General features: G+C 72.6%; 16 protein-coding genes. 10 read left to right on the forward strand and 6 right to left on the reverse strand.

All coding sequences use genetic code 11. From position 1 onward, the window contains the following. Positions 1 to 85: 85 nt before the first annotated feature. From QWJ13_RS11315 to hemB, 5 genes are all read left to right on the forward strand, one after another. The gene (locus tag QWJ13_RS11315; RefSeq protein WP_316523389.1) at positions 86 to 991 is read left to right on the forward strand and encodes a redox-sensing transcriptional repressor Rex; all 906 of its coding nucleotides are present in this window, start codon (positions 86 to 88) and stop codon (positions 989 to 991) included. A gap of 25 nt (positions 992 to 1,016) precedes the next feature. Next, entirely contained in the window at positions 1,017 to 2,357 is a 1,341-nt protein-coding gene (locus QWJ13_RS11320) for a glutamyl-tRNA reductase (RefSeq protein WP_316523390.1), read from the forward strand. 41 nt (positions 2,358 to 2,398) lie between these two features. Continuing rightward, positions 2,399 to 3,406, forward strand: a complete 1,008-nt coding sequence (gene hemC / locus QWJ13_RS11325; protein ID WP_316523391.1) for a hydroxymethylbilane synthase — start codon at positions 2,399 to 2,401, stop codon at positions 3,404 to 3,406. A 73-nt stretch (positions 3,407 to 3,479) separates the two neighbouring features. Continuing rightward, complete coding sequence (locus QWJ13_RS11330; protein WP_316523392.1) at positions 3,480 to 5,129, forward strand: bifunctional uroporphyrinogen-III C-methyltransferase/uroporphyrinogen-III synthase; 1,650 nt, start codon at positions 3,480 to 3,482, stop codon at positions 5,127 to 5,129. A gap of 68 nt (positions 5,130 to 5,197) precedes the next feature. Beyond that, positions 5,198 to 6,178 (forward strand): porphobilinogen synthase, encoded by a 981-nt coding sequence (hemB, locus tag QWJ13_RS11335; RefSeq protein WP_316523393.1) that lies wholly within the window; start codon positions 5,198 to 5,200, stop codon positions 6,176 to 6,178. A 66-nt stretch (positions 6,179 to 6,244) separates the two neighbouring features. Here the strand turns inward: hemB and QWJ13_RS11340 are convergent, their stop codons facing one another. The 3 genes from QWJ13_RS11340 to QWJ13_RS11350 all read right to left on the reverse strand — a co-directional run bounded on the left by QWJ13_RS11340 (position 6,245) and on the right by QWJ13_RS11350 (position 7,506). Continuing rightward, the gene (locus tag QWJ13_RS11340) at positions 6,245 to 6,517 is read right to left on the reverse strand and encodes a hypothetical protein (protein WP_316523394.1); all 273 of its coding nucleotides are present in this window, start codon (positions 6,515 to 6,517) and stop codon (positions 6,245 to 6,247) included. Between the two features lie 214 nt (positions 6,518 to 6,731). Then, positions 6,732 to 7,076, reverse strand: a complete 345-nt coding sequence (locus tag QWJ13_RS11345) for a rodlet layer protein (RefSeq protein ID WP_316523395.1) — start codon at positions 7,074 to 7,076, stop codon at positions 6,732 to 6,734. Positions 7,077 to 7,161: 85 nt separating this feature from the next. Continuing rightward, positions 7,162 to 7,506, reverse strand: coding sequence for a rodlet layer protein (locus QWJ13_RS11350; protein WP_316523396.1), 345 nt, complete (start codon positions 7,504 to 7,506; stop codon positions 7,162 to 7,164). 301 nt (positions 7,507 to 7,807) lie between these two features. Between QWJ13_RS11350 and QWJ13_RS11355 the strand changes: the two genes are divergently transcribed. Further along, entirely contained in the window at positions 7,808 to 8,473 is a 666-nt protein-coding gene (locus QWJ13_RS11355; RefSeq protein ID WP_316523397.1) for a hypothetical protein, read from the forward strand. Positions 8,474 to 8,542: 69 nt separating this feature from the next. On the opposite strand, the gene QWJ13_RS11360 is transcribed toward QWJ13_RS11355, so the two are convergent. The 3 genes from QWJ13_RS11360 to QWJ13_RS11370 all read right to left on the reverse strand — a co-directional run bounded on the left by QWJ13_RS11360 (position 8,543) and on the right by QWJ13_RS11370 (position 9,652). Continuing rightward, on the reverse strand, positions 8,543 to 8,920 hold the full coding sequence (locus tag QWJ13_RS11360; protein ID WP_316523398.1) for a hypothetical protein: 378 nt from the start codon (positions 8,918 to 8,920) through the stop codon (positions 8,543 to 8,545). A gap of 113 nt (positions 8,921 to 9,033) precedes the next feature. Next, positions 9,034 to 9,303 carry a chaplin gene (locus tag QWJ13_RS11365; protein WP_316523399.1) on the reverse strand — a complete coding sequence of 90 codons (270 nt, stop codon included), beginning with the start codon at positions 9,301 to 9,303 and terminating at the stop codon, positions 9,034 to 9,036. Positions 9,304 to 9,409: 106 nt separating this feature from the next. Next, complete coding sequence (locus tag QWJ13_RS11370; protein ID WP_316523400.1) at positions 9,410 to 9,652, reverse strand: chaplin; 243 nt, start codon at positions 9,650 to 9,652, stop codon at positions 9,410 to 9,412. Between the two features lie 494 nt (positions 9,653 to 10,146). On the opposite strand from QWJ13_RS11370, the gene QWJ13_RS11375 reads away from it, so the two are divergent. The 4 genes from QWJ13_RS11375 to QWJ13_RS11390 all read left to right on the forward strand — a co-directional run bounded on the left by QWJ13_RS11375 (position 10,147) and on the right by QWJ13_RS11390 (position 14,363). After that, a complete protein-coding gene (locus QWJ13_RS11375) occupies positions 10,147 to 10,386 on the forward strand; it encodes a chaplin (RefSeq protein WP_316523401.1) in 240 nt (79 codons plus the stop codon). Between the two features lie 250 nt (positions 10,387 to 10,636). Then, the gene (locus tag QWJ13_RS11380; protein ID WP_316523402.1) at positions 10,637 to 12,313 is read left to right on the forward strand and encodes an RICIN domain-containing protein; all 1,677 of its coding nucleotides are present in this window, start codon (positions 10,637 to 10,639) and stop codon (positions 12,311 to 12,313) included. Between the two features lie 213 nt (positions 12,314 to 12,526). Then, complete coding sequence (locus QWJ13_RS11385) at positions 12,527 to 13,807, forward strand: glycosyltransferase family 39 protein (protein ID WP_316523403.1); 1,281 nt, start codon at positions 12,527 to 12,529, stop codon at positions 13,805 to 13,807. 64 nt (positions 13,808 to 13,871) lie between these two features. Further along, entirely contained in the window at positions 13,872 to 14,363 is a 492-nt protein-coding gene (locus QWJ13_RS11390; protein ID WP_316523404.1) for a MarR family winged helix-turn-helix transcriptional regulator, read from the forward strand. Positions 14,364 to 14,366: the final 3 nt, after the last annotated feature.

Genomic DNA, 14,366 nt, shown 5'->3' on the forward strand with positions numbered 1-14,366 from the left:
GGGACAAAACGGACACCATCTTTGTGCACACGTTCACAAACGCATAGCCTGGCTGCCAAAGCCCAGCTTCACCCACAGGAGCACCGTGGCAATCGGCCGCCCACCACAGAGCAGTTCGCAGACGCCCGACCAGGGCGCCGCGCGCCGACCCTCGCGTGCCCGGGGTATCCCGGAGGCGACGGTCGCCCGTCTGCCCCTCTACCTGCGTGCCCTCACCGCGCTCTCCGAGCGCTCGGTGCCGACGGTCTCCTCCGAGGAGCTGGCCGCCGCGGCCGGCGTGAACTCGGCGAAGCTGCGCAAGGACTTCTCCTACCTCGGCTCCTACGGCACCCGCGGTGTCGGCTACGACGTCGAGTACCTCGTCTACCAGATCTCCCGCGAGCTCGGTCTGACCCAGGACTGGCCGGTCGTCATCGTCGGCATCGGCAACCTCGGCCACGCGCTCGCCAACTACGGCGGGTTCGCCTCCCGCGGTTTCCGGGTCGCCGCCCTGTTGGACGCCGATCCCCACGTGGTCGGTTCCACCGCCGCCGGACTTCCGGTGCGGCACATGGACGAGCTGGAGTCGATCGTCGAGAGCCAGCACGTCTCCATCGGCGTGATCACCACCCCGCCCGGCGCCGCCCAGCAGGTGTGCGACCGGCTGGTGGAGGCCGGCGTCACCAGCATCCTGAACTTCGCCCCCACCGTGCTGACCGTCCCGGACGGCGTGGACGTGCGCAAGGTGGACCTCTCCATCGAGCTCCAGATCCTCGCCTTCCACGAGCAGCGCAAGGCCGGCGAGGAGCCGGACGACCGCGCCGAGTCGGTGCTGGACCGCGCCCCCGGGCCGGTCCGGGCGGCCGCCGCCAAGCTGCGCCGCGCGGCCGGCGGCTCCGGCAAGGCCCCCCGGGGCACGGCCGAGACGGCGGCCAAGGACCAGGCCGAGCAGGCCAAGGGAAAGTCCGCCAAGGGCGGCGACGGGGATCTCTCCGCGGTGATGCCCGCATGAACACCGAGAGCTGTGAGGGGCGGGCATGAGCCTTCTCGTCGTAGGGCTGAGCCATCGCACGGCCCCGGTCGGGGTGCTGGAGCGCGCCGCGCTGACGGGTGACGTACCGACCCGGCTGCTGCACGACGCGGCCGCCACCGCGACCGTCGCCGAAGCCGCGCTGGTGAACACCTGCAACCGGATCGAGCTGTACGCCGACGTGGACAAGTTCCACGCCGGCGTCGCCGAGCTGTCGCTGCTGCTGGCCCACCACAGCGGGGTGGACCTGGAGGAGCTGACCGCCCACCTGTACGTCCACTACGAGGACCGCGCCGTCCACCACCTCTTCTCGGTGGCCTGCGGCCTGGACTCGATGGTCGTCGGCGAGGGCCAGATCCTCGGTCAGCTGCGCGACGCGCTGGCCAAGGCCCAGGACGAGCACACCGCCGGGCGCGGCCTGAACGAGCTGTTCCAGCAGGCGCTGCGGGTCGGCAAGCGGGCGCACAGCGAGACCGGCATCGACAAGGCCGGCCAGTCGCTGGTCACCTTCGGCCTGGAGCAGGTCGCGGCGGGCGCGGGCGAGATCGCCGGCAAGCGCGCGCTGGTGGTCGGCGCCGGCTCGATGAGCTCGCTGGCCGCCGCCACCCTGGTCCGCTCCGGCGTGACCGACCTGCTGATCGCCAACCGGACCCCGGCCCGCGCCGAGCGGCTGGTCGAGATCCTCGGCCCGGACGTGGCCCGCACCCTGGACCTCGCCAAGGTGCCGGAGGCGCTGGCCGACGTGGACCTGGTGATCTCCTGCACCGGTGCGTCCGGCGTGGTGATCAAGGCCGAGGACGTGGCCGCCGCCGTCGCCCTGCGCACCTCGCCGCAGCCGCTGGCCCTGCTCGACCTGGCCATGCCGCGCGACGTCGACCACGCCGTGCACGAGCTGCCCGGCGCCCTGCTGGTCGACCTGGAGAGCCTCTCCCACGCGCACGCCGCCAGCCCCGGCGCCGGCGACGTCGACGAGGTCACCCGGATCGTCTCCAACGAGGTGACCGCCTTCGGCGCCGCCCAGCGGGCCGCCCGGATCGCGCCGACCGTGGTCGCGCTGCGCTCGATGGCCTCCGACGTGGTCGCCGCCGAGCTCGGCCGGCTGGACTCCCGGCTGCCCGACCTGGACGAGCGCTCGCGCGCCGAGATCACCCAGACCGTCCGCCGCGTCGTCGACAAGCTGCTGCACGCCCCGACCGTCCGGGTGAAGCAGTTGGCCGCCGAGCCCGGCGGCGCCTCCTACGCCGAGGCGCTGCGCGAACTGTTCGACCTCGACCCGGCGGCCGTGCACGCCGTGTCGGGCACGCCCGTCGGCGGTGCGCCCCAGCCCTCCGCCGGGGGCACCAGATGAACCGTCAGCCATCCCACGAGTACCACCGGGACGATCACCTCATGAATGGTCAAGCGATCACGGAGCAGCCCTCGGCCACCCCGGCCCTGCGGCTCGGAACCCGGCGCAGCGCCCTCGCCATGGCGCAGTCGGGCATGGTGGCCCGCGAGGTGACCAGGGTCACCGGGCGCCCCGTCGAGCTGGTGGAGATCACCACCTACGGCGACACCTCCCGGGAGTCGCTGGCGCAGATCGGCGGCACCGGTGTGTTCGTCTCCGCGCTGCGCGACGCGCTGCTGGAGGGCCGGATCGACTTCGCCGTGCACTCGCTCAAGGACCTGCCCACCGCCGCCCCCGAGGGCCTGGCGCTCGCCGCCGTCCCCGAGCGCGAGGACGTCCGGGACGCCCTGGTCTCGGCCGAGGGCCTGGCCCTGGACGAGCTGGTGGAGAAGCTGGCCGGAACCGGCCGCCCGGCCCGGATCGGCACCGGCTCGCCCCGCCGGATGGCGCAGCTGAACGCCTGGGCCGCCGCCCGCGGCGCCCAGCTGGAGACGGTCGCGATCCGCGGCAACGTGGACACCCGGATCGGTTTCGTGACCGGCGGCGAGCTGGACGCGGTGGTGCTGGCGACGGCCGGCCTGAACCGGCTCGGCCGCAGCGCCGAGATATCCCAGCACCTCGACACCGAGCTGATGATCCCGGCCCCCGGCCAGGGTGCGCTGGCGATCGAGTGCACCTCCGCCAACACTGACCTCACCGTCGCGCTCGCCGCGCTGGACCACGCCCCCACCCGGGTCGCCGTGGCCGCCGAGCGCGCCCTGCTGGCCACCCTGGAGGCCGGCTGCTCGGCGCCGGTGGCCGCGCTGGCCACCTGGGGCCGGGAGAACGAACTGCGGCTGGACGGCGTGGTCGGCGACCCCGACGGCTCCGCCCTGCTGAAGATGTCCGCCAACGGTCCGATCGTCCTCGACGAGACCGCCGAGCGGCAGGCGGTGGCCCTCGGCCGCGCGCTGGCCGACCGGCTGCTCGCCGCGGGCGCGGCCGCCCTGATGGGGGAGCGAGCCCGATGAGCGAGCGAAGCGAGCGAATCATGAAGAGCTGCGCGTTTCGCGAAGAGACCGCCGAGCGCAGCGAGGTGGGCGCATGAGCCCCACCGCCGCCACCGACGCCCTGTTCCCCGTCGGACAGCCCGCCACCGGACGGTGCACCTTCCTGGGCGCGGGCCCCGGGGACCCGGGGCTGCTGACCCTGCGCGCGGTCGAGGTGCTCTCCACCGCCGACGTGCTGGTCGCCGACCCGCTGACCGCGGCCGCCGTGCGCAGCCACTGTCCGTCCGCCGTGCAGGTGCACACCCCCGCCGCCGAGGGCGCCGGCTTCGACCTGGCCAAGCTGGTCGCCGAGGCCGTCCGCTCCGGCAAGCACGTGGTCCGCACCGTCGACGGCGACCCGGGCCTGGACGGCTGCGCCGCCGAGGAGATGCTCAGCTGCGCGGGCGACGGGATCCCGTTCGAGGTGATCCCGGGCGTCGCCCAGTCGGTCGGCGTCCCGGCGTACGCGGGCGTCCCGCTGCGCGGCACGGCGGGCACCGACGTCCGTTTCGTGGACGGCGCCCAGCTGCTGTCCGGTGCCCCGGTGGACCTGGGCTCGCCGGAGACCACCCTGGTGGTCCGCACCACCCTGGGCCAGCTGCCCGCCACCGCCGCCGCGCTGGTCGCGGGCGGCCGCAAGCCGGACTCGGCGCTGAGCGCCACGCTCTCCGGCACCACCACCCGGCAGCGGACCTTCACCTCCACCCTGTCCGGCATCGCGGCCGACCTGAAGGCCGCCCGGGTGCTGCCCTCGCCGGTCTCCGCCCCGGTCGACCCGGCCACCTCGGTGATAGCCGTGGTGGGCGAGCAGGTCGCCCACCGCGCCTCGCACTCGTGGTTCGAGACCAAGCCGCTGTTCGGCTGGAACGTCCTCGTGCCGCGCACCAAGGAGCAGGCCACCGGCCTGTCCGAGCAGCTGCGCTCGTACGGCGCGGTGCCGCAGGAGGTGCCGACCATCGCGGTCGAGCCGCCGCGCACCCCGCAGCAGATGGAGCGGGCCATCAAGGGCCTGGTCACCGGCCGCTACGAGTGGATCGCCTTCACCTCGGTGAACGCGGTGCGCGCCGTCCGGGAGAAGTTCGAGGAGTACGGCCTGGACGCCCGGGCGTTCGCCGGGATCAAGGTCGCGGCGGTCGGCGAGACCACCGCCCAGGCCCTGGTGGACTTCGGCGTGAAGCCGGACCTGGTGCCCTCCGGCGAGCAGTCCGCGGCCGGCCTGCTGGAGGACTGGCCGCCGTACGACCCGGTCTTCGACCCGATCGACCGGGTGCTGCTGCCGCGCGCCGACATCGCCACCGAGACCCTGGTGGCCGGCCTGGTCGAGCTCGGCTGGGAGGTCGACGACGTGACGGCGTACCGGACGGTGCGCGCCTCGCCGCCGCCGGCCGAGACCCGTGAGGCGATCAAGGGCGGCGGCTTCGACGCGGTCCTGTTCACCTCGTCCTCGACCGTCCGGAACCTGGTCGGCATCGCCGGCAAGCCGCACAACGTGACGGTCATCGCCTGCATCGGCCCGGCCACCGCCAAGACCGCCGAGGAGCACGGCCTGCGGGTCGACGTGATGGCCCCGGCGCCGTCGGCGGCCGCGCTGGCCCAGGCGCTGGCAGACTTCGGGGCCAAGCGTCGCGACACCGCGACGGCCGCCGGTGAGCCGGTCTACCGGCCCAGCGAGCGCCGTCCCGGTTCGCGCCGCAAGGCCCGCTGAAACCCCTCATGGCCGGGGGCGGCCGACCGTCGCCCCCGGCACTGCACAACCGTTCGGAGAGAGAAGCCGTGTCCGCTGAATTCCCGTACGTACGCCCGCGCCGGCTGCGCCAGAGCCCGGCGATGCGCCGACTGGTGGCCGAGACCCGGCTGCACCCGGCGGAGCTGATCCTGCCGCTGTTCGTCCGCGAGGGCGTCAGCGAGCCCGTCCCGGTGACGTCGATGCCGGGCGTCGTCCAGCACTCCCGGGACACCCTGCGCAAGGCCGCGGTCGAGGCGGCCGAGGCCGGCCTGGGCGGCCTGATGCTGTTCGGCATCCCCGAGGTGCAGGACGCGGTCGGCAGCGAGGGCACCAACCCGGACGGCATCCTCCAGCAGGCGATCCGGGACGTGGTCTCCGAGGTCGGCGACGCCCTGGTGGTCATGTCGGACCTCTGCCTGGACGAGTACACCGACCACGGCCACTGCGGCGTGCTGGCCGCCGACGGCAGCGTCGACAACGACGCCACCCTGGAGCGCTACGCCGAGATGGCCCGGGTGCAGGCCGACGCCGGCGTCCACCTGGTCGGCCCGTCCGGCATGATGGACGGCCAGATCGGCGTGATCCGGCGGGCGCTGGACGAGGCCGGCCACCAGGACGTGGGCATCCTCGCCTACACCGCCAAGTACGCCTCGGCCTTCTACGGCCCGTTCCGCGAGGCCGTCGGCTCCTCGCTCAAGGGCGACCGCAAGACCTACCAGCAGGACCCGGCCAACGCCCGCGAGTCGCTGCGCGAGCTGGAGCAGGACATCGCCGAGGGCGCGGACATGGTGATGGTGAAGCCGGCCATGTCCTACCTGGACGTGCTGCGCCAGGTCGCCGACGCCTCCCCGGTGCCGGTCTCGGCGTACCAGGTGTCCGGCGAGTACGCGATGGTCGAGGCGGCCGCCGCGAACGGCTGGATCGACCGGGAGCGGATGATCATGGAGACGCTCACCTCGATCCGCCGGGCCGGCGCCGAGCAGATCCTCACCTACTGGGCCGTCGAGGCCGCCGCGATGCTCAAGTAGCGGTCCCCGTACGGCAGAAGGCCGGGCCATTCCCCGTGGGGAACGGCCCGGCCTTCCGGGTTCCCGCTACATGCCCACGTTCCCGGCGTGCGCGAAGCCCGCGCCGCCGCCCATGATGTCCTCGGAGGTCATGGCGACGCCGCCGAGCTCGCCGGCGGCGGTGTCACCGGCCTTGGCGACGCCGAAGCCCTCGGCGGCCAGGAACGGCTGGCCGTTGGCGGAGGCGGCGAACTCGCCGCCGCCGAACACGCCGGTGTGGGCGAAGGCCGGGGTGGCGGCGCCGGCCAGCGCCAGCGCGGCAGCGGCGGTCAGGGCGGCCTTGGCCAGCTTGCTCTTCATGGATCTGCCCTCTCTCTGGGAGCGCCCCCGTGGACGCTCTGACACGTGATCACACCCGGTGGTCCGGACCTGCGCCCCACGCGCCGGGCCGGACCGCCGGTCACCCGTCCGGACCACGCGGGGGCGCGGCCGGCCGGACACTCTCGTCCGCGAAGCCCGGAGGGCCCGGGGAGGAACTTCCTCCCCGGGCCCTCCGTCCGTGCCGTGCCCTCGATCAGCCGATCAGGTGCGAGACACCCGAGTCGCCCGAGGACTGGGTGTTCTGGCCCACGTCGCAGATCTGCTTCGGGGTGTTGTCCAGGACCGGGACCTCGACCGGAACCGCGACGCCGATGACGGCGACGGCGATGTTGTGGATCTCCGGCAGGCAGATGTTCGGGTTGTCCAGAACGTGGCTGTTCGGGCTGTCGTTGCCCAGGGTGCCGGTGTGGTCGGTGCCACCGTTGCCCTGGACAGAGGTGGCGGCGCCGTCCGAGTCGGCGATGGCGGAGGCCGAGCCGGCCGACAGCGCGAGCGCGGCGACGGCCAGGCCGGCCGCGGCGAAGGACTTCTTGATCATTTCCGGTTTTCCTCTCGGGGATGAATCGGGGAGTGATTCGGGGGTGGATCAGACGGGTGGTGCGGGGGAACAGCGCGGCGAGCGATCAGCCGATCAGGTGGGACACACCGCCGTCGCCCGTGGCCTGGGTGCCCTGGCCGACGGTGCAGTACTGCTTGCCGCCGGTGTTGGCGATCGGGACCTCGACCGGAACCGCCACGCCGAGCACGCCGACCGCGATGTTGTGGATCTCCGGCAGGCAGATGTTCGGGTTGTCCAGGAAGTGGAAGTTCGGGCTGTCGTTCCCGACAGTGCCGGTGAAGTTGGTGCCGCCGTCGCCCTCGATCGAGGCGGCGCCACCATCCGAGTCGGCGATGGCGGCGGCGGGTCCGGCCGCACCGGCCAGCGCGGCGATGGCCAGGCCCGCGGCGGCGAAGGACTTCTGGATCATGGCGAGATCCCTCTCTGAAATGCTCTTTGGATTCCGTGCGTACAACGCTGAGAACGCTGGGACCCGGTCTTCAGTCACTGACGTCCAGATCAAAGAACGACGGCACGGAAGGTTACGGGGATTTTTGAAAAGAGTCCCGGAGGCGCGGCGGCGGAGGACTTCCGGTCGGATTATTAGCCCGAATTGGCTAATCGCCGCAATCCGTACTCCGGGTCGCTCGTTGAGCACATTGCTTTCCCACTGCGGTCTCCGCAGTCCTTCCCCCGTGATCCCCAGTTCGTACAGCAGAACGGTGAAAAGCATGAAGTTCTCCAAGCGGGCCGGCGCGATGCTGCTGGCGGTCGGTGCCGGCGTGCTCGCCTCCCAAGGAGCGGCCTCCGCGGCAGCCCCGATCGGCCCCGAACAGGTCGGCGCCCTGGAGGACACGCTGGCCACCCAGCAGGTCCCGGCGGACGTCCCGCTCGCCCCGCTGGGCAGCCATCTCACGGCCGCTCTCCCGACCTCGCTGCTCATGCCGCCGGTGCCCGGCCCGACCGCCAGCGCCGACGGCGCGCTGATCCCGGAGCAGGTCCTCCCCCAGCTGGGCACCGGCAAGGTCGGCCCGAGCGCCAACGCCGAGCTGCCGGTGCCGCTGCTCGACCAGAGCGCCGACGTCGGCAAGGTGCTGCTGGACGCCCCGGCCTCGCCGCTGCACGCCAAGACCCCCGGGCTCACCCTCGGCAAGCCGCTCGCGCTCGCCGCGGACGACGCCGGTCAGCTCGCCGACGGCCGGCTCAAGGTGGGCGAGCTCGACCCGCGCCTGGTCACCGGCACGGTCCAGGCCATCCCCGGCGCCAAGGCCAGCCTGGGCGACGAGGACAGCCGGGTGTCCCTGACCGACGCGGCCGGCGCCCTGGCCGGGACGACCACCGGGATGACGACCGGCGTGGTGCGGCAGACCGGGCTGACCGGCCTGACCCAGCTCTGACCGGGCCGCCACGAGAGCCCGGTACCCCGACCACGCGGCGGGGTGCCGGGCTCTCGTCCGTGCGCGGGCTCAGCCCGGCAGCAGGCCGGTCAGCCCGCCGACCACCGGGAGGTCCTTGGCGCCGCCGCCGGCGCTCAGCGGGCCGGTCAGCGTCCCGGTGCCGATCTCGGGCAGGCCCTGGTCCGGCTGGAGGGCCGCGCCGTTGTTGAGGAAGTCGGCCGAGGAGTTCGCCCACGGGTCCAGTCGCAGGCTCTTGATCGGCGCGATGCCGTAGCCCAGACCGGTCGTCGTCCCGCCGAGCGCCTGGCCGAGGTCGTTCTTGGCCAGGTTGGCCTGGCCGGGGGCCGTCTGGCCCAGGGCGGGGGCGGCCTGCGCCGAACCGGCGCCGAGCAGCACCGCGGCACCCGCGGCGGCGGCCAGGGCGGCCGCGCTCTTCTTCGAAACCATCGTGATCACCCTTCGGTGGATCGGGGAGCCCGGACGGCTGTCCGGGGATGCCGAACTGCCCCCCGGCCGGCTGGACGGGGGGCAGGACGACCGGAACGCGTGCCGATCGCTGATCAGCAGTCGTCGGCCGGCGGCTGGGTGAGCTCGACGTTGGCGCACTTGTTGCCGAACGCCGGGTTCAGGGCGCCGATGATGTCGATGGTGTTGCCGCACAGGTTGATCGGGATGTCCAGCGGGATCTGGATCTGGTTGCCGGAGACGACACCGGGGGAGCCGGCGGCGACGCCCTCGGCGGTCGAGTTGGCGGCGGCGGAGCCCACCGCGCCGAGCACCAGGCCGGCGACGGCGGTGGAGAGGACGACGGCCTTCTTCATGTTCTGCATGGGGGTTTGATCTCCTCGATCACACACGGGGGGAGCGTGCCGCGCCGCGCAGCGCGGGCTCGGTGAAACAGGTGAATCAGCTGTCGCCGGTGCGGCGAGAGCGGGTTCAGCCGACGTTGGCGCACTCGTTGCCGAATGCCGGGTTGAGCAGCGCGATGATGTCGACGGTGTTGCCGCAGATGTTGATCGGCAGGTGGATCGGCACCTGGATCTGGTTGCCGGAAAGCACACCCGGGGAGCCGGCGGCGACGCCCTCGGCACCCGCGCTGGCGGCCGCGCCACCGGCGGCGCCGAGCACCAGGCCGCTGGCGGCCAGGGTCATGGCGGCGGCCTTCTTGAGGTTACGCATGTCATTCCTCCGATTTCTGCCCGACGGAAGGGAAATGTCGGGATCCGGGCGAGCACGAATACTCACCCGATGACTTCAGGGATTGCCGTGATTGTCACTCGGGCGGCGCACACCGGAGTGTTCCGCCCGTGGCTCGGGCGTGGCCGGGGCCGCCAGGTCGCGGTGCCTTCCGCGGCAATTCCCGCACGGCCGGGAAAGGCTCGGACAAAGGCGCGACCGATGGAATTCCGATCAGGCGATCCGGCACGGGTTGCCGGACGCCGGGTATGGGGAGGCCCGCCGTACGGGGGCCGTGGAGACCGGGTTCCGTCAGGGAGAACGAGGCACCTCCCGAGGGGAAACGGTCCGGACGGCCCATCACCCGAATGCCGCGCTCTCGGCCGCCTTTGGGCCGGATGGGTGACAGTGCGGGGCCCGTCGCAACCCGTCCGGTGGGGTCTCGTTCTTGATGTCGCACTCCCCGTGCATCTCTGTCGAACAGTCAGGAGGCTCACATGAGCATCAAGAAGACCGCCGCCGTCGGCGCGGCCGTGGTGGGCGTCGTGGCCGCCGGTGCCGGTACCGCGATGGCCAGCGCGGGCGCCCAGGGCGTTGCCGCCGGTTCCCCCGGTGTCATCTCCGGCAACCAGATCCAGGTCCCGGTGCACCTGCCGGTGAACGTCTGCGGCAACTCCGTCAACATCGTCGGCCTGCTGAACCCGGCGTTCGGCAACAAGTGCGCCAACATCGGCTGAACCAGCCGCCGCCGGTTCGGCCGGTGCGAGCCGCCGTTCCGCGCTTCCCTCCTGGGGCGCGGGGCGGCGGCTCTTCGCTTGCCCGGGAGTTTGTCGGCCCGTCAGTTCCCGGCCGTGTCAAGAGTCTTGTTGCGTTACTTGTCAGTACCTAGAATGCGAGACCTGCTCACCTTTTCTGCTCCTCTCTTTGCTCCGCGCCGCTCGGCGCCCCCGCCCGGGCGGCAACCCCCACCCCCGCAAGGAGTCGCGTGTGACCAGGTCCCCACGGTCGGCGGCACGACGAACGCGCACCGGGTCCTCCCGGTGCGCCGCACTGCTCGCCACCGGAACCCTCCTCGCCACCCTCGGCCTGGCCGGTGCCCCCACCGCCCTGGCCGACACCGCCCCGGCCGCGGCGCCCGCGGCCACCCGTCCGGCCGCGATCGTCGCCCTCGGCGACAGCGCCATCTCCGGGGAGGGCGCCGGCACCGACACCAGCGACGGCTACTTCCCGGAGACGGACAGCCCCACCAACTACTGCCACCGGCACCCCAAGTCGGAGATCTTCGTCACCGACATCCCCGGGGTCACCCCGATCGACCTCGCCTGCTCCGGCGCCCAGACCGGCGACCTGGTCAGCGACCCGGAGCTGGCGAAGATCACCGGCCCCGGCAGCGGCGACTTCGGCGAGCCCAAGCAGGACGTCAAACTGGCCGACACGGCGGGCAAGTACGACGTCAAGATGGTCGTCGTCACCATCGGCGCCAATGACGACTTCGACTTCAGCGGCATCATGATGCACTGCCTCGCGCAGTACTTCCCGGTCCCCAAGGACCAGGGCTGCCGGGACACCATCGGCAGCGACGAGATCCGCCGGCGTGCCAAGGGCATCCAGCCCAAGGTGGTCGCCGCGCTCCAGAACATCCGGCAGACCATGCGCAAGGCCGGCTACGCCGACTCCTCGTACCAGCTGGTCTACCAGTCGTACTTCAACCCGATCACCCCGGACATCCGGCGCAACGACTACGTCGGCAAGGTCGCCGACGGCTGCCCGGCCTTCCCCGAGGACCTCGCCTGGGGCCACAACTGGGTGGTGCCGACCCTCAGCGACGCGCTGCGCGGGGCGGCCGAGCAGGTGCCCGGCGTCCGCTACCTGGACCAGCGGCGGGTCGCCTTCGGGCACGAGGTCTGCGCGGAGTGGACGAGCTCCCCGTACGAGTACACCAACGGGGACGTCATCAACCTCTCCGAGTGGGTGCGCAACGGCTGCGACTCGCAGATCGGCATCCCCGGGCTGTGCATGAACATGGTCCGCCAGTCGTACCACCTGCGGGTGGCCGGCTACCGCGGCGAGGGCGTCTGCCTCGGCCAGTTCTACGGGCGGCCCGAGCTGACCCAGGCGTACTGCACGCTCAACCAGCAGAACACCACGTCGATCCAGCCGCTCAGCCCCGGACAGCCGTTCGGCGACGTGCCCGAGGACGGCTCCTGGTACCAGCTGACCAACGCGGCCAGCGGCAACGTGCTCGACCTCACCGGCGGCGGCACCTACGGCGACTCCACCAACGGGCGGCCCGCGATCACCTATCCGGCGGGCGGCGGGCTCAACCAGTCCTTCGTCCTGGAGGCCAAGGCCGGCGGCGGCTACGAGGTCGACTTCAGCGGCAACCGCGACATGTGCCTGGACGCCAACGCCGCCTCCACCGCCCCCGGCACCCGGATCCAGCAGTGGGGCTGCACCGGCGGCGGCAACCAGCACTGGGTCTTCAAGCCGGCCGGCAACGGCCGCTACAAGATCGCCGACTCCCAGGACCAGACGAAGGTCCTGGCCGCCGGCACCACCCTCGACGCCAAGGGCAACCCGTACGTCGAACTCGCCACCGACACCGGCGCCGCCAGCCAGCTCTGGCAGCTCACCAAGCTCGGCATCCTCTACGTCCACGGCTGACCCGGACACCCCCTCAGGCCGTCGCCGCCCCCACCCGGGCGGCGACGGCCCCGGTCATGACCACGTCGGTACCGGCCCTCGGCGGCACGGTGCCGGGCGGGGGTCCGCGGACGCCAGGGGTTTTCGGGTCCGGGGCGTGCCGTAGGCTCACGGGAACCATCGTTGCGCCGGAGCCGCGCGGACCAAGAGCGGGGCGGGGAGTACCCAGAGCAGATGAGCACGGCATCGAGCACCGAGTCGTCCAGCACCGAGCCCGGAGCCGCCGAGGCGGCGCCGGCGAAGGCCTCCGAGGAGCGGACGGGCCGGGCGCCCGGGCGGTTCGGGGCGCTCGTCGACCGCTTCGGGCCCGCCCTGGGCGCGTACGCGGTGGTCAAGGCGATCGGCCTGAGCGTCTTCCTGTTGCTGCTCTCGCACACCGGCGACTACCTGAAGAAGCAGCCTGGCCGCGGCGGCGGCGCCCACGCCTGGGACGTGCTGGGCACCTGGGACGGCGTCTGGTACCAGCGGATCGCCGAGAACGGGTACGACCCGCAGCTGATCCCGCTGCACGGCTTCCCGCTGGCCACCTACTACGAGAACTCGGCCGCCTTCTTCCCGCTCTACCCCTGGCTGATGCGGCTGGTCGGCGCCGTCACCGGGCTCGGCCCGTACGGCTCCGGGATCGTCGTCTCGGTGATCGCCTCACTCTTCGCCGCGGCCGGCATCTTCGCCGTCGCCGAGCGGCTCGGCGGCTTCCGGGCGGGCGTGATCGCGGCGGTGCTCTGGGGCCTGTTCCCGGGCTCCGGCGTGGAGTGGGCGGTGTACTCGGACTCGCTGTTCGTCGCGCTGTCCGCCTGGGCCTGCTACTGCGTGATGACCCGCAACTGGCTCGCGGCCGGCCTGCTGGCGCTGGTGGCGGGCCTCAACCGGCCGACCGCGGCCGCGCTGATCGCCGCCGTCTCGATCGCCGCGCTGGTCGCGCTGGTCCGCCGCACCGACGGGGTGGCCCGCCCGCTGACCGCGATGCTGATCACCCCCTGGGGCCTGTTCGGCTACGTCGCCTGGGTCGGCTGGAAGATGGGTGACTGGGGCGGCTACTTCAAGCTCCAGCAGGGCGCCTGGAACCGCTACTTCGACGGCGGCGCCTCGACCCTGCGCACGATCATGGACGTGATCACCGGCCACTGGGACTTCTGGCAGTCCAACCCCGTCCCGGACCTGATCGCGATCGCCCTGCTGATCGCCCTGCCCGGCCTGCTGGTGCTGCTCTGGCGCAGCCGGCCGCCGCTGGTGATCTGGGTGTACACCGCGCTCACCATCGCCACCGCGCTGAGCAGCAACCAGATCTTCGGCAACATCTCGCGCTACCTGCTGCCGGCCTTCCCGCTCTGCATCGGCCTGGCGGTGGCGCTGCGCCGGATGCGGACCTCCTCGCTGGCCGGGCTGCTGGCGATGCCGGTCCTCGCGGCCGGCTGGTACGCCGGGTATGCGCTGTTCGAGTTGGGCATCCCGTAGACCCGGCGTTTCGTTGGCAACGGGATCATCCGGCAGCAGACGGGCCGTTGCTAACCTCGGACGCATGACGACGACCCCGCGGCCCGTGCGCCAGATCCGCGACATCTCCGGGCTGATGGATCACGCGAGCCACGTCCTGGCCACCCGGATGGCGGCCGCCTTCACCGAGCTCGGGATCACCCCGCGCGCCTACGGCGTGCTGTTCCACGCCCAGGAGGCCGAGCGCACCCAGATCCAGCTGGCCGAGCTGGCGGACCTGGACAAGACGACCATGGTGGTCACCGTCGACGAACTGGAGAAGGCGGGCCTGGCCGAGCGCCGCCCCTCCGCCGCCGACCGCCGAGCCCGGATCGTCTCCGTCACCGAGGCGGGCGCCCGGGCCGTGGCGCGGGGCACCGCCATCGCCGACCGGGTGCACCGCGAACTCCTGGACGCCCTGCCCCAGTCCGAGCGCGAGGTCTTCGTCGCCGCCCTGACCAACCTGGTCGAGGGCCACCTCGCGGAGCCCGTCGAGGTCGAGCGCACCGTCCGCCGCGCCCGCCGGCCACGCAGCTGACGG

Origin of the sequence: Kitasatospora brasiliensis (assembly GCF_032654805.1) — a bacterium.
Lineage (GTDB): Bacteria > Actinomycetota > Actinomycetes > Streptomycetales > Streptomycetaceae > Kitasatospora > Kitasatospora brasiliensis.

Coding starts and splice junctions, on each gene's coding strand:
- QWJ13_RS11390 (WP_316523404.1), top strand. CDS start 13,872: ATGACGACGACCCCGCGGCCCGTGCGCCAGATCCGCGACATCTCCGGG.
- QWJ13_RS11330 (WP_316523392.1), top strand. CDS start 3,480: ATGAGCCCCACCGCCGCCACCGACGCCCTGTTCCCCGTCGGACAGCCC.
- QWJ13_RS11365 (WP_316523399.1), bottom strand. CDS start 9,303: ATGCAGAACATGAAGAAGGCCGTCGTCCTCTCCACCGCCGTCGCCGGC.
- QWJ13_RS11385 (WP_316523403.1), top strand. CDS start 12,527: ATGAGCACGGCATCGAGCACCGAGTCGTCCAGCACCGAGCCCGGAGCC.
- QWJ13_RS11370 (WP_316523400.1), bottom strand. CDS start 9,652: ATGCGTAACCTCAAGAAGGCCGCCGCCATGACCCTGGCCGCCAGCGGC.
- QWJ13_RS11360 (WP_316523398.1), bottom strand. CDS start 8,920: ATGGTTTCGAAGAAGAGCGCGGCCGCCCTGGCCGCCGCCGCGGGTGCC.
- QWJ13_RS11345 (WP_316523395.1), bottom strand. CDS start 7,076: ATGATCAAGAAGTCCTTCGCCGCGGCCGGCCTGGCCGTCGCCGCGCTC.
- QWJ13_RS11375 (WP_316523401.1), top strand. CDS start 10,147: ATGAGCATCAAGAAGACCGCCGCCGTCGGCGCGGCCGTGGTGGGCGTC.
- hemC (WP_316523391.1), top strand. CDS start 2,399: ATGAATGGTCAAGCGATCACGGAGCAGCCCTCGGCCACCCCGGCCCTG.
- QWJ13_RS11355 (WP_316523397.1), top strand. CDS start 7,808: ATGAAGTTCTCCAAGCGGGCCGGCGCGATGCTGCTGGCGGTCGGTGCC.
- QWJ13_RS11350 (WP_316523396.1), bottom strand. CDS start 7,506: ATGATCCAGAAGTCCTTCGCCGCCGCGGGCCTGGCCATCGCCGCGCTG.
- QWJ13_RS11340 (WP_316523394.1), bottom strand. CDS start 6,517: ATGAAGAGCAAGCTGGCCAAGGCCGCCCTGACCGCCGCTGCCGCGCTG.
- QWJ13_RS11320 (WP_316523390.1), top strand. CDS start 1,017: ATGAGCCTTCTCGTCGTAGGGCTGAGCCATCGCACGGCCCCGGTCGGG.